At 66.7% G+C, this 20,855-nt stretch carries 18 protein-coding genes; 14 read left to right on the top strand and 4 right to left on the bottom strand.

What is annotated here, in order from left to right; all coding sequences use genetic code 11:
- Nucleotides 1–120: 120 nt before the first annotated feature.
- A complete protein-coding gene (locus tag G3N59_RS25995; protein ID WP_205985682.1) occupies nt 121–2,067 on the bottom strand; it encodes a sugar phosphate isomerase/epimerase and 4-hydroxyphenylpyruvate domain-containing protein in 1,947 nt (648 codons plus the stop codon).
- A 269-nt stretch (nt 2,068–2,336) separates the two neighbouring features.
- Here G3N59_RS25995 and aroQ point away from each other — a divergent pair, with 269 nt between their 5' ends.
- From aroQ to G3N59_RS25925, 14 genes are all read left to right on the top strand, one after another.
- Nucleotides 2,337–2,801, top strand: coding sequence for a type II 3-dehydroquinate dehydratase (aroQ, locus tag G3N59_RS25990; RefSeq protein ID WP_205985681.1), 465 nt, complete (start codon nt 2,337–2,339; stop codon nt 2,799–2,801).
- A complete protein-coding gene (locus G3N59_RS25985; RefSeq protein WP_205985680.1) occupies nt 2,801–3,691 on the top strand; it encodes a shikimate dehydrogenase in 891 nt (296 codons plus the stop codon). Before aroQ ends, G3N59_RS25985 begins: the two co-directional genes overlap by 1 nt.
- Before the next feature lie 50 nt (nt 3,692–3,741).
- Entirely contained in the window at nt 3,742–5,106 is a 1,365-nt protein-coding gene (locus G3N59_RS25980; protein WP_205985679.1) for an MFS transporter, read from the top strand.
- Between the two features lie 165 nt (nt 5,107–5,271).
- Entirely contained in the window at nt 5,272–5,946 is a 675-nt protein-coding gene (locus G3N59_RS25975) for a TetR family transcriptional regulator (protein ID WP_205985678.1), read from the top strand.
- Between the two features lie 239 nt (nt 5,947–6,185).
- Nucleotides 6,186–7,859: a methyl-accepting chemotaxis protein gene (locus tag G3N59_RS25970; protein ID WP_205985677.1), complete on the top strand. Its 1,674-nt coding sequence runs from the start codon at nt 6,186–6,188 to the stop codon at nt 7,857–7,859.
- Between the two features lie 40 nt (nt 7,860–7,899).
- Nucleotides 7,900–8,400, top strand: a complete 501-nt coding sequence (locus G3N59_RS25965) for a chemotaxis protein CheW (protein ID WP_205985676.1) — start codon at nt 7,900–7,902, stop codon at nt 8,398–8,400.
- Entirely contained in the window at nt 8,397–9,821 is a 1,425-nt protein-coding gene (locus G3N59_RS25960; protein ID WP_205985675.1) for a CheR family methyltransferase, read from the top strand. Before G3N59_RS25965 ends, G3N59_RS25960 begins: the two co-directional genes overlap by 4 nt.
- On the top strand, nt 9,814–10,530 hold the full coding sequence (locus G3N59_RS25955; protein ID WP_205985674.1) for a chemotaxis protein CheW: 717 nt from the start codon (nt 9,814–9,816) through the stop codon (nt 10,528–10,530). The genes G3N59_RS25960 and G3N59_RS25955 overlap by 8 nt, the downstream gene beginning before the upstream one ends.
- The gene (locus G3N59_RS25950; RefSeq protein WP_205985673.1) at nt 10,527–12,869 is read left to right on the top strand and encodes a hybrid sensor histidine kinase/response regulator; all 2,343 of its coding nucleotides are present in this window, start codon (nt 10,527–10,529) and stop codon (nt 12,867–12,869) included. The genes G3N59_RS25955 and G3N59_RS25950 overlap by 4 nt, the downstream gene beginning before the upstream one ends.
- Complete coding sequence (locus G3N59_RS25945; RefSeq protein WP_205985672.1) at nt 12,869–13,888, top strand: chemotaxis response regulator protein-glutamate methylesterase; 1,020 nt, start codon at nt 12,869–12,871, stop codon at nt 13,886–13,888. The genes G3N59_RS25950 and G3N59_RS25945 overlap by 1 nt, the downstream gene beginning before the upstream one ends.
- A 217-nt stretch (nt 13,889–14,105) precedes the next feature.
- Nucleotides 14,106–15,083, top strand: coding sequence for a diguanylate cyclase (locus G3N59_RS25940; protein ID WP_241024135.1), 978 nt, complete (start codon nt 14,106–14,108; stop codon nt 15,081–15,083).
- 99 nt (nt 15,084–15,182) lie between these two features.
- On the top strand, nt 15,183–15,998 hold the full coding sequence (locus G3N59_RS25935) for a hypothetical protein (protein WP_205985670.1): 816 nt from the start codon (nt 15,183–15,185) through the stop codon (nt 15,996–15,998).
- A 54-nt stretch (nt 15,999–16,052) separates the two neighbouring features.
- Complete coding sequence (locus tag G3N59_RS25930; protein WP_205985669.1) at nt 16,053–16,571, top strand: sigma-70 family RNA polymerase sigma factor; 519 nt, start codon at nt 16,053–16,055, stop codon at nt 16,569–16,571.
- The gene (locus G3N59_RS25925) at nt 16,568–17,446 is read left to right on the top strand and encodes an anti-sigma factor (protein WP_205985668.1); all 879 of its coding nucleotides are present in this window, start codon (nt 16,568–16,570) and stop codon (nt 17,444–17,446) included. Before G3N59_RS25930 ends, G3N59_RS25925 begins: the two co-directional genes overlap by 4 nt.
- A 157-nt stretch (nt 17,447–17,603) precedes the next feature.
- On the opposite strand, the gene G3N59_RS25920 is transcribed toward G3N59_RS25925, so the two are convergent.
- From G3N59_RS25920 to G3N59_RS25905, 3 genes are all read right to left on the bottom strand, one after another.
- Complete coding sequence (locus G3N59_RS25920; RefSeq protein WP_205985667.1) at nt 17,604–17,924, bottom strand: DUF4148 domain-containing protein; 321 nt, start codon at nt 17,922–17,924, stop codon at nt 17,604–17,606.
- A 232-nt stretch (nt 17,925–18,156) separates the two neighbouring features.
- Nucleotides 18,157–19,962 carry a trypsin-like peptidase domain-containing protein gene (locus G3N59_RS37125; RefSeq protein WP_346777935.1) on the bottom strand — a complete coding sequence of 602 codons (1,806 nt, stop codon included), beginning with the start codon at nt 19,960–19,962 and terminating at the stop codon, nt 18,157–18,159.
- Between the two features lie 350 nt (nt 19,963–20,312).
- Nucleotides 20,313–20,855 (bottom strand): flavin reductase family protein, encoded by a 543-nt coding sequence (locus G3N59_RS25905; protein WP_205985666.1) that lies wholly within the window; start codon nt 20,853–20,855, stop codon nt 20,313–20,315.

Genomic DNA, 20,855 nt, shown 5'->3' with positions numbered 1-20,855 from the left:
AAATTTGCGCGGGGTGCGCCGCGTGAACGGCGCAAGGGTCTCAGGCTCTTTGGGTTCGGTATGGCCTTCTTTATGAAGGCTCGTATTGAACGTGTCTTTTTTAAGGCTTTCTGATTTGACTTATTCAGCCTGTTCGCGCGCCGCACGGGCACGCTGGCGCGCCTGCGCGGCCAGACGCACGGCGGCGTTCGGCGCGCCGTAGCCGTCGTATCCGCCGCGTCGTTCGACCAGTTCGACAAAGAAGCGCTGGTCGAGCGTTTCGGTGTAGGCGTGCAGGAATTCGCCGCCGTTTTCGTCGCGGTCGTAGAGCAGGTTGTGCTCGCGCAGGGCATCGAGAAAATCGGCGGGCAGCGCGAAACGCGCGTCCAGATCGTCGTAATAATTCGCAGGCACGCGCAGCAGCGGCACGCCGGCGGCTTCGAATTCCGTGACCGCGCGGAAGATATCGCCGGTGCTGAACGCCACGTGATTGAGGCCCGTGCCGTGATACGCGCGCACCGTTTCTGCCGCAGCGGTGTGCTGATCGACCGAAGCGTTGAGCACCACACGCAGGCCGCGATCGGCGCTGAAAAGGGCGCGGCTGCGCACCAGACCATAAGGATCGGGCACGAGCACGGCGGCGGTGGCCTGCAGACCGAATACCGATTTCAGGAACAGCACCCACGAATCGAACGAACCGGCGGGCAGCGAAAGGCTCACGTGATCGATGCCGGTGATCGGGCCGACTTCGGTCGGACCGTCCACATCGGTGAGCACGAAATCGGCTTCGAACAGCGTCGGCTTGCCGGGCTCTTCGTTAACGAAGTAGTTAAGACTGCCGTCCGGTGCCTGAACGGCGGGCACGATGCGCTCGTTCGGCCCCACGCTGCCCGAGAACGGCTGATAGCCGAATCCGGCCGCGCGTTCGAGCGCGTGGCCCGCATTGTCCACGTGCAGTGCGGACGCGCACAGCGACAGACCGTGGCGCTGGAAGAAGGCATCGGCGAACGAATCGGGCTCGGCGTTCAGGACGATGGCTGCGGTGCCGTGCTGATAAAGCGTCACATCCTTCGAGCGATGCTGGCCGGCGCGGCGGAAATGCAGCTTGCCGAGCAAATCGGCGAGGTGTTCGCGCGCGGCATCGTTGACGGCGAATTCGAGGAATTGCCACTGCGTATGCGCGGGCGCGGCGGGCGGCGTGTAAAGCGTCGAACCCGCTTTATCGCCTGCTTTAGCGAGCTCCTGATGCGTGAGTTCTTCGAGCAGCAGCAGCGAACGATGGCCATCGGCGGCGGTCGCGGCGGGCGGCGCGCCACGGAAGCCGTCGTTGAAGATTTCGAGCGAAAGCGGGCCCTGATAACCGCTCTTGACCACCTGCGCCGTGAAGTCCGCGAGCGCGAAGTCGCCCTGACCCGGGAAGCAGCGGTAATGGCGGCTCCATTCGAGCACATCCATCTGCATTTTCGGCGCGTCGGCGATCTGCACGAAGCCGATGCGATTGCCCGGAATCGACCCAATCGCGTCCGGCGTGTCGTCGAGCGAGAGCGTATGGAAGCTGTCGAGCGCGAGCGTAAGGTTCGGATGATTTACCGCATCGACCAGTTTCCACGCGTGGCGATACGTGCTCACGTGGCGGCCCCAGGCCAGCGCTTCGTAGCAGGTCACGACGCCGGCCTGCTCGGCGGCGCGCGCGAGTGCGCCAAGCTGGTCGATGGACAGCGCGTCGTCGCCGATCGAGTCGGGCGAGACATTGCTGCACACCAGCAGACGGTCGGCGCCCAGTTCGTGCATGACGTCGAACTTGCGCTTGACGCGTTCGATGTTGCGGGCGAGACGCTCGGCGCTCACGCCCTCGAAGTCGCGGAACGGCTGATAAAGCACGATGGCGAGGCCGTGATCGGCGGCCATACGGCGCACGTCGGCGGGCGAGCCTTCGAAATAGAGCAGGTCGTTTTCGAAGATCTCGACGCCCGTGAAGCCGGCGGCGCTGATCGCGGCGAGCTTTTCCGCGAGCGTGCCGCTGATCGATACGGTCGCGATCGAACGGCAGAGAGGGGCGATGGCTGGGGCTTGGGGCGTCTTGGACATGGCGTGGTGCGGCTGCGGCAATAACGTTAAGCATAGGACCTGCGGCGCGGATCGGCTGTCCTCTCGAGGACGGTCCGAGCCGCAGGAGTGTCGCAAGGATAATAAAACTAACCAGTTAGTACAAATTCTGGGAAACCCCAGGTGACTGGGGCAGGGTCGCGCGGCACACTGGCGGCCATGCGTTGGATGTGCGCATTGGCCACATGGATTCATGCGGTTCGAATATGTGCATAGACCATGCCTGTCGAGACGTCGTAGTGGAGCGTGTAATGCAATTGCCGTCGGTGCTGGTCCTCAATGGACCCAATCTGAATCTGTTGGGAACGCGGGAACCCGCGTTTTATGGGGCTGAAACGCTGGACGACGTGGCGCAGCGCTGCCGCGAAGCCGGCGAGCGGCTGAATCTCGCGATCGACTTTCGTCAGTCGAACGCCGAGCATCAGTTGATCGACTGGCTGCACGAAACGCGCACGCAGGTGGACGGCATCGTCATCAATCCTGCTGCTTACACGCATACCTCGGTGGCGATCGCCGACGCGCTTTCCGCCGTCGACAAGCCGGTGATCGAGGTCCATATTTCGAACGTGCACCAACGCGAGGCATTCCGTCACCACTCGTATGTTTCGGCGGTGGCGTCGGGCATCATCGTCGGCTGCGGCACCCAGGGTTATGTGCTGGCGCTCGAACGCATGGCCACGCTGCTGGCGCAGCAATCGGCGAAGAAGGGGGCGTAATGAGCACGAATTCCACACTCAAACCGCGCTCGTTTCTCTGCGGGCTGATCGGCAAGGGGATTGCCGGTTCGCTCACGCCCGCGATGCACGAGAAGGAAGGGCGCGAGCTTGGCTATAACACGGTGTATCGCCGCATCGACCTCGATCCGCTTGGCCTTTCGATCGACGATCTGCCGGAGCTGCTGCAGTCGGCGCAGCGCATGGGTTTCGACGGCCTGAATATTACGTATCCGTGCAAGCAGGCGGTGATTCCGCTGCTCGACGAACTCTCCGACGATGCGCGCGCGCTGGGCGCCGTCAACACCGTGCTGTTCCGTGACGGCAAGCGCATCGGCCATAACACCGACTGGTCGGGTTTCGCCACCGCGTTCAAGCGCGGCCTGCCCGATGTCTCGCTCGAAGCGGTCGTGCAACTGGGCGCGGGCGGCGCGGGCGCGGCCGTCGCGCACGCAGCGCTGCAGATGGGCGCACGCGCGCTCACGCTGTTCGATGTCGATAACGACCGTGCAGCGTCGCTGGCCGCCGAATTGCAGGCGCGCTTTCCTGCGGCGCGCGTGAGCGCGGGCACGAGCGCCACGCTCGAATCGACGCTTGCCGGCGCCACAGGCCTGATTCACTGCACGCCCACCGGCATGGCCAAGCTGCCCGGCCTGCCGCTGCCGGCCGAGTATCTGCACGCCGGCCTGTGGGTCGCGGACATCGTTTATTTCCCGATCCGCACGGCCTTGCTCGAAGCCGCCGAAGCGCGCGGCTGCCGCACGCTCAGCGGCGGCGGCATGGCGGTGTATCAGGCGGTCGACGCGTTCCGGCTGTTCACGGGCATGGAACCCGACGCAGAGCGCATGTACGCGCATTTGCAGGCAATGCTGGCGCTGGACGCCAGCCAATAACAAAGACCACTACGCGCCTCTACGGGCACATTCAGGTTCAGGAGACAGACATGGCACCACCCGTATCCACCGGGCGCGACGCGCCGGGCGTCGCTGCCGCACCGGCACAGGGCGCACTGCGCCGCTCGAAGGCGCGCTATCGCATCCTCGGGCTGCTGGCGATCGGCACGATGATCAACTACCTGGACCGCACGGTGCTCGGTATCGCCGCGCCGCAGCTGACCAAGGAACTGGGCATCAACGCCGCGCTGATGGGCCTCGTGTTCTCGGCGTTCTCGTGGAGCTACGTGGTCGCGCAGATTCCGGGCGGCGTGTTTCTCGACCGCTTCGGCAGCAAGCTCACGTATTTCCTGTCGATGACGCTCTGGTCGCTCTGCACGCTGGTGCAGGGGTTCGTTGGCAGCGTGGGCGCGCTGTTCGCCTGCCGGCTGGGTCTGGGCGCGGCCGAATCGCCGTGCTTCCCGACCAATAGCCGCGTCGTGGCAACGTGGTTCCCGCAGCAGGAACGCGCCTTCGCGACCGGCACCTACACGGTGGGCGAGTACATCGGCCTCGCGTTCTTCAGCCCGTTCCTGTTCGCGCTGATGGGCGCTTACGGCTGGCGCTCGCTGTTCTACGTGGTGGGCGCCGTGGGGATCGCTTTCGGCTTCGTCTGGTGGGCGTTCTATCGCGAACCGCACGAGCACCCGGCGGCGAACCGCGCGGAACTCGACTATATCGAGGCGGGCGGCGGCCTGGCGAAGCACGAACGCAAGGCCGACGCGGCCCAGCAGGAAGGCAAGCCGGCCAAGGGCGGCTTCGACTGGCGCATGGCCGGCAAGCTGCTGCGCAAGCGTCAGCTCGCGGGCATCTGCCTCGGCCAGTTCGCCGGCAACTCGACGCTGGTGTTCTTCCTGACCTGGTTCCCGACCTATCTGGCCACCGAGCGCCACATGGGCTGGCTCAAGATCGGCTTCTTCGCGATCATGCCGTTCATCGCCGCTTCGGTGGGCGTGATGTTCGGCGGCACGTTCTCGGACTGGATGCTGCGCCGTGGCATCTCGGCCAACGTGGCGCGCAAGCTGCCGATCATCGCCGGTCTGCTGCTGGCGTCGAGCATCGTGACGGCCAACTTCGTCGAAAGCAATGTGGCCGTGATCGCGATTCTCTCGGTGGCGTTCTTCGCCCAGGGCATGGCCGCACTGGGCTGGACGCTGGTGTCGGACATCGCGCCGGCCGGCATGCTGGGCCTCACGGGCGGCATTTTCAACCTGGCCGCCAATCTGGCCGGCATCATCACGCCGCTGGTCGTGGGCATGATCGTGGCAGCGACGGGCTCGTTCGTGTGGGCGCTGGCGTTCATCGGCACCATCGCGCTGCTGGGCGCGGCGTCGTACATCTTCGTGGTGGGCGACATCAAACGTATCGAGCTTTGAGGTAGCGGTCTGGACCGGCGGCCTGCGTTCGCGCGCCGCCGGTTTTTCGTCTCCCGGGCCCGCAGACCGGCCAGGCCGCCCGTCAAAGCGGCCCGGCAAAGCCCGGCAGGGGGCCATGCTAGAATCGGCTGAATCCCTTCCTTACTCGCGGTCCACAGAATAATTATGGCAAGACCGGCGGCTGCGGCCGAACGTAACGACGCTCAATCCGAAAGCCGGCGCAAGTACGATCCCGAGCAGACCAAACGCAATATTCTCGAAGTGGCAACCGCCGAATTTTCGGCGATGGGCCTGGCTGGTGCGCGTGTCGACGCCATCGCCGAGCGCACCAACACCACCAAGCGCATGCTCTATTACTACTTCGGCAGCAAGGAAGGGCTGTACGAAGCGGTGCTCGACAAGGTTTATGGAGACATCCGGGCGCTGGAGCAGGACCTGCATATCGACGAACTCAATCCCGACGAAGGCCTCAAGCGTCTGGTCGAATTCACCTTCGATTACCACGACCGCCATCGCGATTTCGTGCGCCTCGTGACGATCGAGAACATCCACGGCGCGAAGTACATCGAGCGCCTCAAGACCTTCCGCACCCGCAATGCCAGCGCGATCCGCACGATCGAGGATCTGCTCGCGCGCGGCGTGAGCGCCGGCTTGTTCCGCGACGATATCGACCCGATCGACCTGCATCTGTTGATCAGCTCGATGTGCTTTCATCGCGTGGGCAACCGCCATACCTTCGGCGCGGCGTTCGGGCGTGATCCGTCGCATCCGCGTCTGCGCGCGCGGCATCGTGAGATGGTGGTGGACGCGGTCACGCGCTTCGTGCGCAAGTCGGCCTGAGCCATTTGCGGCAGGGAAGGCGCCGCCCGGTTATCGGCACGCGGCGCGTCTAGCACATCCCCGACTTCCCTCATCCCATAAAAGTGCGCAAACGCATTACACTACGGCCCGGAAGCCCGCATGCGCGGGCCTTGCCCGTGCCGTGCGCCCGCTCGCGTCATTGCTACCGGTGGTTTCCGGTCTGACGACGTTGTGCGCGCCCGGCGCCGGCTCACGCCAACCGGATAAGCCCACGCGTAATGAGCACTGCCATGCCCCGTTCCGGTACCGCCGGACTGCCACGTCAGACCCAGGGTCGCTACACACTCGGTACGCGCATCGTTCTTAGCTTCGGCCTGCTGTTCGTGCTGATGCTGGCGACCGCCGCGATTTCCTGGGAGCGCCTGCGCGCCATCGACGACGAAGCCCTGAGCCTCACGCACGATTCCGTGCCGGGCCTGTTCTACGCCACCTCGATGCGCGCCGCCGCGAATCAGACCTACACCCTGGTCGAGCGCGCCGCCTTCGTCGAACCCGATGCAGCGGGCATCGCGCGCGTGCTTGGGCAATTGCCGGATTCGGTGGCCCAGGTCGAGCAGAACGCCACCCATTACGAAGCTTCGGTGTATCGCGACGTCGACCGTGCGCGCTATCAACGCTTTCGCGACGCTTACGCGCGCTACCTGCCGCTGCTGATGGGCGTGGTGCGCAACCTGCCGGCCCAGCGCAGCGCGGCGCAGACGCAGTTCGTACAACTCGACGCCACGTGGCGCGAGGTCATCACGGCCGCGAACACGCTCGTCGAAGAAAACCGCAAGCAGGCCGATCTCTCCGCGCAGGCCATCCGCGATTCGGTGACGGGCACCGAAATCACGCTGGCGACGGCGCTCGGTTTCGTGCTGCTGTCCGCGCTGGTGACCGGTTACATGCTGCATCGTGCGATCACGCGGCCGATGGCGCGCCTCGTCGAAGTGCACGACGCCATGCGCATGGGCAATCTCGCGCAACGCCTCGACCTGGGCCGCCGCGACGAATTCGGCGTGCTCGAGGACGGTTTCAACCGCATGAGCGACGAACTCGCGAGCCTCGTCGCCCAGGCGCAGAAGTCGTCGCTGCAAGTGACGACCTCGGTGGCCGAAGTGGCCGCCACGTCGAAGGAACAGCAGGCCACGGCCAGCGAAACGGCGGCCACCACGACCGAAATCGGCGCGACTTCGCGCGAGATTTTCGCGACCGCGCGCGACCTCGTGCGCACCATGGGCGAAGTCGCGACCGTGGCCGAACAGTCGGCGGGACTGGCCACGACCAGCCAGAGCGGCCTCACGCACATGGAAGACACCATGCGCAGCGTGATGGAAGCGGCGGGTTCGGTGAACGCCAAGCTGGCGATCCTCAACGAAAAAGCCGTCAGCATCAATCAGGTGGTGGCGACCATCACCAAGGTGGCCGATCAGACCAATCTGCTGTCGCTGAACGCCGCCATCGAAGCGGAAAAGGCCGGTGAATATGGCCGCGGCTTCGCGGTGGTGGCGACCGAAATCCGCCGTCTCGCCGATCAAACCGCCGTGGCGACCTACGACATCGAGCAGACCGTCAAGGAAATCCAGTCGGCGGTATCGGCGGGCGTGATGGGCATGGACAAGTTCGCCGAGGAAGTGCGTCGCGGCATGCACGACGTCCAGGCGGTGGGCGCGCAGCTTTCGCAGATCATCGGCGCGGTGCAGACGCTCGCGCCGCGCTTCCAGGTGGTCAACGACGGCATGCAGGCCCAGGCCACCAGCGCCGAGCAGATCACCCAGGCGCTCACGCAACTGTCTGAAGCGGCGCAGCAGACGGCCGAATCGCTGCGCCAGTCGTCGCAGGCCATCGACAATCTGACGCTCGTGGCCAACGAACTGCGCACCGGCGTGTCGCGCTTCAGGATCGAGGCGTGATGCGCGTGCTGGCTCCGGCCTTTTTCTGATCGGAGCGCCGATGCTTTTTCTCGTCTTCGAGCTGGACGGCGAACGTTACGCGCTCGATGCGCGCGAGATCGTGCGCGTGCTGCCCTTGCAGCCGGTGCGCGCGTTCGCGGGCACGCCGCCGTTTATCGCGGGCGTGATCGATCACGAAGGCGCGCCGGCGCCGGTCGTCGATATGGCGCAACTGGCGCTCGGCCGTCCCGCGCATGCGCTGATGTCCACGCGGCTCGTGCTGGTGAACGACGGTGTCGACGCGCGCACGCTGAAGCCGCGCTGTCTCGCGCTGCTGCTCGAATGCGCCACGCGCACGCAGAGCTTCGCGCCGGGCGACTTCGCCGAAGGCGGCATCGCCACGCCCGAGGCGCGCTGGCTCGGCCCGGTCGCGCGCGACGCGCACGGTTTCGTGCAATGGGTGAAAGTCGACCAGTTGCTCGATGCGCGCGTGCGCGCCTTGCTGTTTCCCGATCCGCCCACGTGGCAACGTGACGGCCTGCCGGCGGAGCGTACGCCATGAACGACGCGCGCTTTGCGGCCTGGCTGCTGGACGAAACCGGCATCGAAGCCGAATCGCTCGGCGCTCACGCACTCGCGCGTGCCGTGACCGCGCGCGCGGCCGCGACTGTTGCGCCGGATCTGGCGACGGGCGCGGTCTTGCCCGAGGCGGCCCGCGAAGCCTACTGGACCTTGCTGACGACCACCGCCGCCGAACGCCAGGCGCTGATCGACGCGCTGGTCGTGCCCGAAACCTGGTTTTTCCGCGAACGCGAGGCCTTTGCGGCGCTCGCGCGTGGCGGCGCGCAACGGCTCGGCTCGCATCCGGGCGATGTGTTGCGGGTGTTGAGCGTGCCGTGCTCGACCGGCGAGGAACCGTACTCGGCGGCGATGGCGCTGATCGACGCGGGACTCGCGCACGAGCAATTTGGTATCGACGCCATCGACATCAGTTCGGCTTCGATCGAGGCGGCGCAGCGCGGCGTCTATGGCCGCAATGCGTTTCGCGGCGATGCGCTGGCGTTTCGCGAGCGCTTTTTCCACGCCACGGCGCACGGCTGGCAACTCGCCGATACCGTACGCCGCGCCGTGCATTTCGAGCGCGCGAACCTGTTCGACTGGCTCGCCGCGCATCCCGTGCGCTACGACTTTATTTTTTGCCGCAACGTGCTGATCTATTTCGACCGCCAGGCTCAAGACCGTGCGATCGGCCTGCTGCGCGCGCGCCTGGCCGAAGGCGGGATGATTTTCGTCGGGCCCGCCGAGACCGGCTTGATGATGCGCCATGAATTTGCGTCGGCGCAGATACCGCTGGCGTTCGGCTTTCGCTGGACCGGCGGCGAGGGCGCGTATTCCGCTACGCCGCCCGCGTGGCAGGCGAGCCGCGAGCAAGCGCCACGCGTGACGCACGTGTCGAAAGCTTCGCAGTCGTTCCAGACGCCGCACTCTGCTTTGCGGCCGTTGCACAGCGCGCCGCCCGCGCGCGCTGCCGGCGTGCCCGCCGTGAAAGCCGCCGATCCGTTTGCAGCGAAGCCGGTTATCACGCCGGTTGTGACGCCGGTTATCACGCCGGTTTTCGCCGCCAGAATCGCAACACCCGCCGCGCCCCAAACGCAAAACATCCCGACGCTCGCCGAAGCCCGCCGTCTGGCCGATGCCGGTTCGCTCGACGCCGCCGCGCGCGCTGTCGCGCAGCACGCGCAGGCCACGCCCGATGACGCCGAAGCCTGGTATCTGCTCGGCCTGATCGCCGATGCGCAGGGCGAAGCCACGCTCGCGCTCGGCCACTACCGCAAGGCGCTCTATCTGCAGCCCGGACACTACGAAGCGCTCACGCATCTGGCCGCGCTGCTCGAAGTGCAGGGCGACGCCGACGGCGCGCGCCGTCTGATGCGCCGCGCTGAACGCGCCTCGCCGGGCGGCCAGGGAGGCGCGAATGCGTGACCACGACTTGCTGCACGACGCCACGGCAAGCGACGCCGCGCCGCTCGACGAATGCTGGAAGCGCATCGGCGTGCTGGGCGACGGCACGTGCGAGCGGCTCGAACAATACGTGCGCTGCCTCAATTGCCCGGTGTTCGAGCGCGCCGCCGCGCGCATGCTCGACCGCCCGGCGCAACGCGAGACCGGCACGCCGATCGCCCAGCAGCCCGTCACGCAGACGAACGCGGTGCTGTCGCGCCGCGCCGGTTCGCTGGTGTTTCGCGTGGGCGCGGAATGGCTCGCGCTGCCGGCGTCCGCGCTGCGTTATGTCGGCGAATCGCGCCCGATCCACACATTGCCGCACCGGCGCAGCGCCGCCGTGCTCGGCGTCGTGAATGTGCGCGGCGTGCTCACGCTCGCTGCGTCGCTGGCCGAACTGCTGCATATCGAAGCCGCTGCGAGTGGCGCAAGCGGCGCGAACAACGCGGGAGCGCGCATCGCCACGCCGCGCCTGCTCGTGACCGAATGGGACGGCGAAATGACCGCGTTCCCCGTCGACGATGTCGAAGGCGTGGCCTATTTCAACGCCGACGAACTGCTGCCCGCGCCCGCCACGCTCGCTCACGCCGCCGGCCGCCACGTGCGCGGCGTGTTCGCGTGGCGCGGCCGCTCGGTGGGCGTGCTCGAACCCGATGCGCTGTTTGGCGCGCTGACCCGGAGCCTCAGATGAGCGACGACGAACTGAGCCGCCGCTCGCTGCTCGACCTGTTCCGCGAGGAAGCGCAGACGCAGACGCGCACGCTCGCGGCGGGCCTGCTCGCGCTCGAAGCGACGCCGCGCGACGACGCCACGCTCGAAGCCTGCATGCGCGCGACGCATTCGCTCAAGGGCGCGGCGCGCATCGTCGGCTTGCCCGAGGCGGTGGATGTGGCGAGCGCGATGGAGGATTGCTTCGTCGCCGCGCAGCACGGTTTGCTGACGGTCGATGCAGCACGCATCGATACGCTGCTGGTCGGCATCGACCTGTTGATGGCGGCCGGCGATGCGAGCGCGCCGCCGCTTGCGCGCGATATCGTCGATGGCTTTGTTGCGCGGCTGGAGAATGGCGGGCAGGCGACGGCTGAAACGGCGGCGCCCATCGCGCAGCAAGATCCCGAAGCGCTGCTGGCCGCGAGTCTTGCAAGCGTGCAGCAGCCGGTCGAAGCAGAACCCGCGCTGGCGGAAAGCGCGAGCGAAGCTGCCGACGTTGCGAGCGCATCGGCGTCCGCTGCCCAGCCTGCGAGCGCGAATGCGAATGCGTCCCGCCTATCGCGCGACAGCGACCGCATGCTGCGCGTGCGCGCGGGCACGCTCGATCGTCTGTTGGGTCTGGCGGGCGAATCGCTGGTGGAATCGCGCCGCATGCGGCCGTTCGCCAACGGCCTGTTGCGCGTGCGCCGCGCCCAGGGCGACGTGCTCGCCGCGCTCGGCCAGTTCAACGAACATCACGGCGATACGCTCGACGCCGATGCGCGCGCCGCGCTGGCGGCGATCCGCGAGCAACTGTCCGCGCTGGGCGGCCAGCTGGCGGAGCGCTTCGACGATCTCGACCGCATCGACCGGCGCGGGACGCAACTGGCGCAACGTCTTTACGATTCGGCGCTCGAATGCCGCATGCGGCCGTTCAGCGACACGGCGCACGCCTATCCGCGCATCGTGCGCGATCTGGCGCGCTCGCTCGGCAAGCGCGTGCGTTTTGCGATCGAAGGCGAGAGCACGCAGGTCGATCGCGACATCCTCGAAATGCTCGACGCGCCGCTCGGTCATTTGCTGCGCAACGCGCTCGATCACGGCATCGAAGACCCGGAGACGCGCCGCCTGCTCGGCAAGCCCGAGGAAGCGACGCTCACGCTCGAAGCGCGTCACAGCGCGGGCAAACTGCTGATCGCCGTGGGCGACGATGGCGCGGGCGTCGATCTGGGCGCGCTCAAGCGCGCGATCGTGGCGCGCGGTCTCGCGCTGGCCGATGCGGTCGAAGCGATGTCCGAGCCGGAACTGCTCGACTTCCTGCTGCTGCCGGGTTTTTCGATGCGCGAGCGCGTGACCGATGTGTCCGGCCGCGGCGTGGGTCTGGACGCGGTGCAGAATTTCGCCAAGGCGGTGCGCGGCACGGTGCGCATCGAAAGCGCGGCGGGGCGCGGCACGCGTTTCGTGCTGCAATTGCCGCTGACGCTGTCGGTCGTGCGCAGCCTGATCGTCGATGTCGCGGGCGAGGCCTACGCGTTTCCGCTCGCGCATGTGCGGCGCGCGCTGCGCGTGCCGCGCGATAGCATCGAAATGCTCGAAGGCCAGCAGCATATCGTGCACGAAGGGCGGCCGATCGGTCTCGTCACGGCGCGTCAACTGCTGGGCGCGAACGGCGCGGCCAGCGCCGCCGACGACGTGAGCGTTCTGCTCGTCAGCGACGGCACGGGCCACGAAGCCGCGCTGTACGGCATCGCCGTCGATGGCTTCGCGGGCGAACGCACGCTCGCGGTGCAGCCGCTCGATGCGCGTCTGGGCAAGGTGCGCAACGTGGCGGCGGCCGCGCTGCTCGAAGACGGCACGGTCACGCTGATCGTCGATGTCGAGGATATCGTCGCCTCGGTGGCGCGGCTCGTGCGCGAAGGGCAACTCGCGGGCGTGGCGCGCGGCGCGAGCACGGTGGCGCGCGAACGCAAGCGCATTCTCGTCGTCGAGGATTCCTTGACCGTGCGTGAGCTGGAGCGCAAGCTGCTCGAAAAACGCGGCTACGCCGTGACGGTTGCGGTGGACGGCATGGACGGCTGGAATACGCTGCGCAACGGCCAGTTCGATCTCGTCATCACCGATGTGGACATGCCGCGTATGGACGGCATCGAACTCGTCACGATGATTCGCAGCGACCCGCATCAACGCAATGTGCCTGTGATGATCGTCTCGTACAAGGATCGCGAAGACGACCGGCGGCGCGGCCTCGACGCTGGCGCCGATTACTATCTGACCAAGGGCAGCTTCCACGACGAAGCGCTGCTCGACGCAGTACAAGACCTGATCGGAGAGGCGACCTGATGAACATCGGTATCGCGAACGACATGCCGCTCGCTGTCGAGGCGCTGCGCCACGCCATTGCGGCGCGGCCCGGGCATCGCGTGATCTGGGTGGCGGCGGACGGCGAGCAGGCCGTCGACTTCTGCGCGGCCCAGCAGCCGGACGTGATCCTCATGGATCTCGTGATGCCGAAGATCGACGGCGTCGAAGCCACGCGGCGCATCATGGCGCGCTCGCCGTGCCCGATCCTGATCGTCACGAGCAGCGTGGGCGCAAACGCGTGGCGCGTGTACGAGGCGATGGGCGCGGGCGCGCTCGACGCCGTCGATACCCCGACGCTCGCGGGCCCCGAAGCGCGCAGCACCATGGACCTGCTGCTCGCCAAGATCGACCAGATCGGCCGCGTCAACCACATGACCGAAGCGGCGCGCGCCCCGGCGTCGTTTGCATCGGGACCGGGCACGCTCACGCCGCTGGTGGCGATCGGCTCGTCGGCGGGCGGTCCTACGGCGCTGGCCACCGTGCTGGGCGCGCTGCCCGCCAATCTGAATGCGAGTATCGTGATCGTCCAGCACGTCGATCAGTCGTTTGCCGTGGGCATGGCCGACTGGCTCGACGGACAGACCGCGCTGAAAGTGCGCATCGCCTGCGAAGGCGAGCGGCCCGCGCCCGGCGAGGCACTGCTGGCGGCGACCAACGATCACCTGCGCATGACATCGAACGGCAAGCTGGCTTACACTCGCGAGCCTGCCGAGACGCCTTATCGCCCGTCCGTCGACACGTTTTTTCATAGCGTGGTGGAGAACTGGCAGGGCGAAGCGATCGGCGTGCTGCTCACGGGCATGGGGCGCGACGGCGCGATCGGCCTGAAAGCCATGCGCGCCAAGGGCTGCTACACGATCGCCCAGGACCAGGCGACGAGCGCCGTGTACGGCATGCCGAAAGCGGCTGCGGCGCTGGGTGCCGCGCGCGCGATTCTGCCGCTGCCCGCGATTGCCCCCGAACTCGTGAGCCGCGTGGGCGCGCCGCGCGCGGCGTGAAGCGAACGCCAAGCCGCCGCGCGTAAGCCCTGCTGGACGCAAGCATCGATACTGGATACACCAAGCGACTGACATCATGACCGAGAAGCCGAACCATTCACCTGCGCCAGACACTGCGTTGACCGAAGGCGGGCCCGACGAGGCCTCGCTCGAAGGCGCGCTGGAAGCCGTGCGCACCGCGCTCGAGCAGCCGTTGCCGGGCGCCGCGGACGTGCCGATGATGGTGCTGCTGGTGGACGACCAGGCGATCGTTGCCGAGGCCGTGCGGCGCGCGCTCTCGGGCGCCCGCGAAATCGATTTCCATTACTGCGCGCATCCCGAGCAGGCCGTGCGCATGGCCGAGCAGGTGCGCCCGACCGTGATCCTGCAGGATCTCGTGATGCCGGGCACCGACGGCCTGACGCTCGTGCGCGCCTATCGCGCCAACGACGCCACGCGCGACGTGCCGATCATCGTGCTGTCGACCAAGGAAGAACCGGCGATCAAGAGCGCGGCTTTTGCGGCGGGCGCAAACGATTACCTCGTCAAGCTGCCGGACAGCATCGAGCTGATCGCACGAGTCAAATATCATTCGCGATCCTATGTAAATATGCTCCAGCGCGACGAAGCCTATCGCGCGCTGCGCCGCTCGCAGCAGGAACTGCTGAAGGCCAATCTGGAATTGCGGCGTCTCACGCATTCGGATGGCCTCACGGGTCTTTCGAATCGCCGTTATCTGGACGAATTCCTCGGCGCCGAATGGCGGCGCGCGCAGCGCGAGAACACCGAGGTCTCGCTGCTGATGATCGACGTCGATTACTTCAAGCCCTATAACGACACCTACGGTCACGTGGCGGGCGATAACGTGCTGCGTTCGGTCGCGACCACGATCCGCCGCGAAGTGAGCCAGCCGCGCGATCTCGTGGCGCGCTTCGGCGGCGAGGAATTCGCGGTCGTGCTGCCGGGCGCGGGTAGTGCGCTCGCGCGTCTGCTCGCCGAGAAAATGCGTCGCGACGTGGCGGCGCTGCAGTTGCCGCACGTGGGATCGGCGGTCAGCGAACATCTGACGATCAGCGTGGGTGTGGCGACGCTCACGCCCAGCGCCGGTCTGGCCGAAACCGCGCTGATCGAGGAAGCCGACGCGGCGCTCTATCGCGCCAAACGCGAAGGCCGCAACCGCGTGGCGTTCTCGACCGATGTGACGGTGCGCGGCTGATCGCGCGCTCGCGCCCTTAAAAAATCTTCCTGCCCGCGCCGGAATAAGCGCAGCGCCTGCGCGTTAGCCCATCGTCCCCATCTTTTCTTCACGACGATCATGGTTGCGCAGGGGCCGCCCGACGAGCGGCCGGTGTCCGAAGCCGATATTCAGGCCTACACTGACGGCTCGCTGCCCGGCGAGCAGGTCGCGCGCGTGCGCCGTTATCTGGCGCGGCGGCCTGGCGAATGGCATCGAATCCTGTTTTATCGGCGACTCAATGCGCAGATGCAGCGCTCGTTTGGCGCGGCGGCGATGGCGGGGTCTGCGCTGGCGGCACCTGCCGCACCTGGCTCGCTTGCCGAGGCGGCCGCGCCGACGCGCTTTGCGGTGCTTCGGCGCGCGCTGGTCGTACTGGCGATCGCGATCGCGCTGGTGGCCGCTGCGCTCGCCTGGCTCTATGTTTCCGAACCTGATGCGCAGACGCTGAACAACGCCGCGGTCATGGCGCTGATGGAAGCGGGCAGCAGCAGCCAGCCCATGACGAGCCCCGCCGACACGCTCGCCGAGGCGCTCGCGCCCGGCACGCGCGCGGCGGGCCCCGCGCCGTTCGATCTGAGCGGCGTGGGCTTGCGCTTCGTGGCGTCGGGCACGGTCGAGCTGGGTCCGTTCGCGCGTGCGCAACGCTGGGTCTATGTGAACGCCGATGGCCAGCCCGTCGTCCTGCTGGCGGCGCGGGCGTGGTTCGTGCGCGCGGCGCCGCAGTGGAGCGCGCGGCGCGTGGGCGATCTGCGTCTGATCGGCTGGATTGGGGACGGCGAGCGCTGGGTTCTCGCAGGCAACGCGCGCACGCACGGACTGATGCGCGCCGCCGATGCCGCGACCCAGCAGATGGAAGCGACGACCGGGCGCGCCGATGCGCCGCCCCGTCAATGAGCGTCGATAAGCATCGAAATGCGTCGATAAAAAAAGGGCAGACAAGGATGGAACATGGACATCCGTGACGAGCTGATCGAACACGTCCCGCGCCTGAGGCGATACGCCCGCGCGCTGATCAACAATCGCGAACTGGCCGACGATCTCGTGCAGGACACGCTCGAACGCGCGCTCGCGCGCACCGAGCTGTTTCGCGCAGGCACCGATCTGCGCGCCTGGCTGTTCACGATCATGCACAACCTGTTTGTGAACCAGGTGCGCAAATCGGCGTCGCGCGGCACGCACGTTTCCGTCGACGACGAGAGCGTGCCCGAAACCGACTACGCGGTGCCCGCGACCCAGACCGGCACGCTCGAAGTGCGCGATCTGGACTACGCGTTGCAGCGCCTGCCGGTCGAACAGCGCGAAGTCGTGCTGCTGGTGGGGCTGGAAGAAATGAGTTACGCCGACGTGGCGCTGGCGCTCGACGTGCCGATCGGCACGGTGATGTCGAGGCTGTCGAGAGGACGTGAGCGCCTGCGCGCGCTCATGGCCGGAACCGTCCCGCGTGCGAACCTGAAGGTGGTGCGATGAGCGAGCAACAACATCCCGTAACCGAAGACGAAATCCACGCCTATGTGGACGGCACGCTTTCCGAAGCGCGCCGCGCCGACGTCGAGCGCGAACTCGAACGCAATCCCGAACTCGCGGCGCGCACGAGCGATTTTTTCTCGCTGAACAGCCTGCTGCATGAGCGTTTCGATCGTGTGTTGAGCGAGCCGGTGCCGGCGCAATTGCGTGCTGCTATTTCGGCATCTGCATCGGCAACTGTGTCTGGCGATGCTGCTGCGAAAGCGGATAAGCCGGTCGGGAACCCGGCGCGCGCGGCGGCCAACTGGCCGAAGTTCGCGGGCCTCGCGGCGACGCTGCTGCTGGGTGTCGGCATCGGCTGGGGCACGCATTACGGCGCGGATCTGATGAGCGATGCGCCGTCGCCGCGCGGCGCCCTGCATACGGTCAGCGCCGATCAGACGATGAACTTCGTGCACGAAGCCGCGCTGGCGCACGTGGTTTATATGCCGCAGGTCGAGCGCCCGGATACGATGGGCGCGCGCCAGGAGCAGGATTTCGTGCAGTGGCTCGCGAACCGGCTGGGCACCGATGTGCATCCGCCGATGCTTGCGAAGAGTGGTTTTGAACTGGTGGGCGGGCGTTTGTTGCCCGGGGCGCAAGGCGATGTCGCGCAGTTCATGTATCACAACGCGCAGGGCGAACGCGTGACGCTGTGTATTTCGCGTCGCAAGGTCAGCAGCAATACCACGGCGTTCAAGCTCTATGAGGATGGGCCCGTGAGCGTGTTCTACTGGATCGATGGCGATTTTGGGTACGCGCTCTCGGGCGGTATCGATAGAAAGGTGCTGCTGCAACTTTCGCACGATGTCTATGCACAATTGACTGCGCGCAACTGACTGCGCGTTGAGCGCGGGAGTTTGAGCCGGGCGCGCTGGGTGGCGCGCCCGGTTTTTTGTTTTGCGTTTTATTTCCTACATGCCAACGCCGAAACCCCGCTCTCAACGAGCGGGTTTTCGGCGTTGCACGCTTTACGCGCGATGAAACCCGGCAGCATCAGCCGCCCGAATAGAGATTGCAGAAGCTGTTCGGCCCGACGCAGGCTGCTTGCGGTGCGCCCGAATCATGCGTGCCGACGGCCGTCGTGCCCATGCCGCTGGCTTCCTGCACGGGCGCTGCGTGCGCGACCTGCTGCGTGAACACCGGGCTCACATCGGGATAGGACGCGTCGGTGACGAAGCGCGAGCCGTTGGCTTCGGCTTCGATCAGTTGCTGGCGCACTTCCTCGCGGGTGAGACCTTGTGCGGATGCCTGGGTAACAGTGCCCACGGAAGCAGCAGCGACGAGCGTGGCGATCAATACGCGGCGGATAGACATTTCGAACTCCTCATAAGATGGTGTGGTCTCGCGGCCGGCGCCGATGAACCGTATCGTGTTGATCGGTTCGTTTCGACGCTGCCTGCATGGATAAGAACGCACCAGCCTGGGAGATATTCCGCGCGAATTTGTATCTGCTTTGTAGCGGATATGGAGCGGATATAGAGCGGATAGGAAGCGGAGTGTCGATGATGTGGCCCGATGGAGATTCGGGCCACATGAACGCCGTGACTTACTGCAGTTTTACATCGACGAAACTGCGCGCGTTATTGCGCTGGATCAGCAGCGCCATGCTGCGCGTGGCCTTCGATTCCAGCGCCATGGCCTGCTCGTGCGTTTCGATCAGCGTGTCGTTGAGCGAGAGCACGATGTCGCCCGGACGCACGCCCGCGCGTGCGGCGGCACCGCTCGACGCGTCCACCATCAGGCCGAGCGGCAGGCCGCTGGAGCGCCGTTCGTCCTCGCTGAGCGCGTGCGTGGTCAGGCCGAGCCGGTCGGTCGTTGCGCTGTGCGGCTTCGGCAGTCTGGCCGCGGTGCTGATGCGCTGCACGGCCACGCCGTCGGTCTCCGCGTCGACGGTGGCGACGGCGCGCGCGTCGCGCGGCGCGGCTGCGGGCGCCTCGGCGGCATCGGCTTCATCGGTCTGGTCGGCGGCTTGCGCGGCCGGCGCTGCCTTCGCCGCTTGCACCGATTTAGCCGTCTTGCCGGCCACGGTTGCCTTCGCGGCTTTGGCCGCCTTACCGCTCTTCGGCGTGTCGATGGCCGCGTTCGAGAAACTCGCCAGCATCGGCCGGCGGTTGCGGATCAGCTTGAGCGGCGTCTGCGTGGCGGGCGGCACGGCGGCGAGCTGGCTGGCGAGCGTCGCTGCGCTGTCCACCGGCGCTTCGCCAACCTGCACGATCACATCGCCGGCTTTTACGCCCGCCGCCGCGCCGATCGAATCGGCATCGACGGTATCGACCAGCGCGCCGCCCGCATGCGACAAACCGAGCGCCGCGGCCAGGCCCGGGCTCACGTCTTCCACCTGCATGCCGAAGGTGCGCGTGCCGGCGCTCGCGGCATCGGCCTGATCCGTCTGGTCGGTTTGCTTGACGGGGCCGGTCTTGCGCGCCGCCTGCAACTGCGCGCGGAACTGGTTCGCCGCCTCGATCGGAATGCCGAAGGTCAGCCCCGTGAAGCGGTCGCGATCGGCGTAGACCTGCACGTCGATGCCGATCACTTCGCCCGCGCGATTAAAGAGCGGGCCGCCGGAATTGTCGGGGTTCACGGCCACATTGGTCTGGAAGAAAGGAAACGCGTTGCCGTCGGGCAGCGTGCGCGAGGGCGCGCTGACGATGCCGGTCGTGACCGTGTTCTCGAAGCTGTCCGGCGAGCCGATCGAGAGCACCGGTTCGCCCGCGCGCAGCTTCGACGAATCGCCGAGCTTCACGGTCGGCAGATCGTGCGCGTCGACCTGCAGCACGGCCACATCGCTTTGCGGATCGACGGCGACGACTTCGGCCTTGAACTCGCGCTTGTCGGTCAGTTGCACGATCACTTCCTGGGCGTTGTCGACCACGTGCGCGGTGGTGAGCACGACGCCGTCCGGGCTGACGATAAAGCCGGAACCGCTGCCGGTCATCACACGCGGGCCGTTGGGGTTCTGGCCCGGCGTCTGGGTCTGGAGTTCCGTGGACTGTCGCGGCGTGCGTTTGAAGAAGGCGGAGAACGGATCGTCGTTGTCGATCGCTTCCTGCTCGGGCGGCGCGGACTGGTCGTCGGTGCCGCGCGCGATCACGTGCACCACGGCCGGGCCGTAGCGGTCGGCCAGCGAGAAGAAGTCCGGTGCCGCCATCGCGCTGGGCGTGGCGGGCGGATGCTTGCCGGTGGCGGGCTTTTCGGCGACGGTTTTTTCGGCGGCGGATTCGTCGGACGCCTGGGCCGGCGTCGCGGCATAGGCGGCTCGATCGAGCTGGGCAGTGAGGCAAACGGTGCCGACAAGAAGAGCAGCAAGCGCAGCGGCGGGGCGCGAGGTGCAGGCGGGGATCGGGCGGGGCACAGCACACCTCCAGTAGTCATCGTGTCGGCGAGCGGGTGCCGACGCAATTAGTGTAGTCACACCGCGCGCAGAGTTGGGGGAGGGTTTGTCCCGTAGCACACAAAAACCCGCATTGCATCGTGATTCGTCGTCTGTATGGCATCGGGCGATGACCGCTATGAGGTCTACGTACGTGCGATTTCCTTACTTTCCCTTACGTGTCGTGTTGGGTACAGCGCATGCTCAGCGCGCCGCTCTGTGTGCGCTTTGGTGTGATCCAATGCGAACACGGCATCTGCAATCGATTGCAGATGCCGTGTGTCGTTTCCTGGCCGATGTTAGGGATGGCGAATCGAATCGCAGACGTATTCTCAATCCGCGTGATCCGCGCAATCTCGCCAGCATTGCAGCGGATCATGCGCGACGATCTGCTTGTACCTGCCGCTGAAGAACAGCAGCGGCGGGCCGTCCGATTCGCGTAGCGCCAGCACGTCGGCGGTGTAGATCAGATGATCGCCGCCACGATGCACCGCGTCGACGCGCGCCGCGATCTGCACCAGCGCCGCGCGCACGACCGGCACGCCGCCGGCGTGTTCGAACAGATCGTCGAGTCCGGCTTGCGGCTGTCCGCCGAAGTGCCGGCTCAGCGGCTCCTGGTGCTGTGCCAGAAAGCTCACGCCGAACGTATCGCCGCACGCGATCGACTGCGCGAAGCGCGCCTGCGCGCGCACCGAAACCAGAATCATCGGCGGATCGACGGACAGCGACATGAAGGCGTTGGCCGTCATGCCCGCCGTGCGTCCTTCGTGATCGAACGTGATGACGGTCACGCCGGTCGCGAACTTGCCCATCGCGCGGCGGAACTGCGCCGCGCCGAAGTCGACATCCGGGGTGAGATCGAGTGTCGCGCTCAT

This window comes from Paraburkholderia sp. Ac-20340 (assembly GCF_017104965.1).
In the GTDB taxonomy this organism is placed as follows: Bacteria; Pseudomonadota; Gammaproteobacteria; order Burkholderiales; family Burkholderiaceae; genus Paraburkholderia.
The sequence above is the reverse complement of the archived record's forward strand: the minus strand, read 5'-3'. Positions and strand labels throughout refer to the sequence as shown.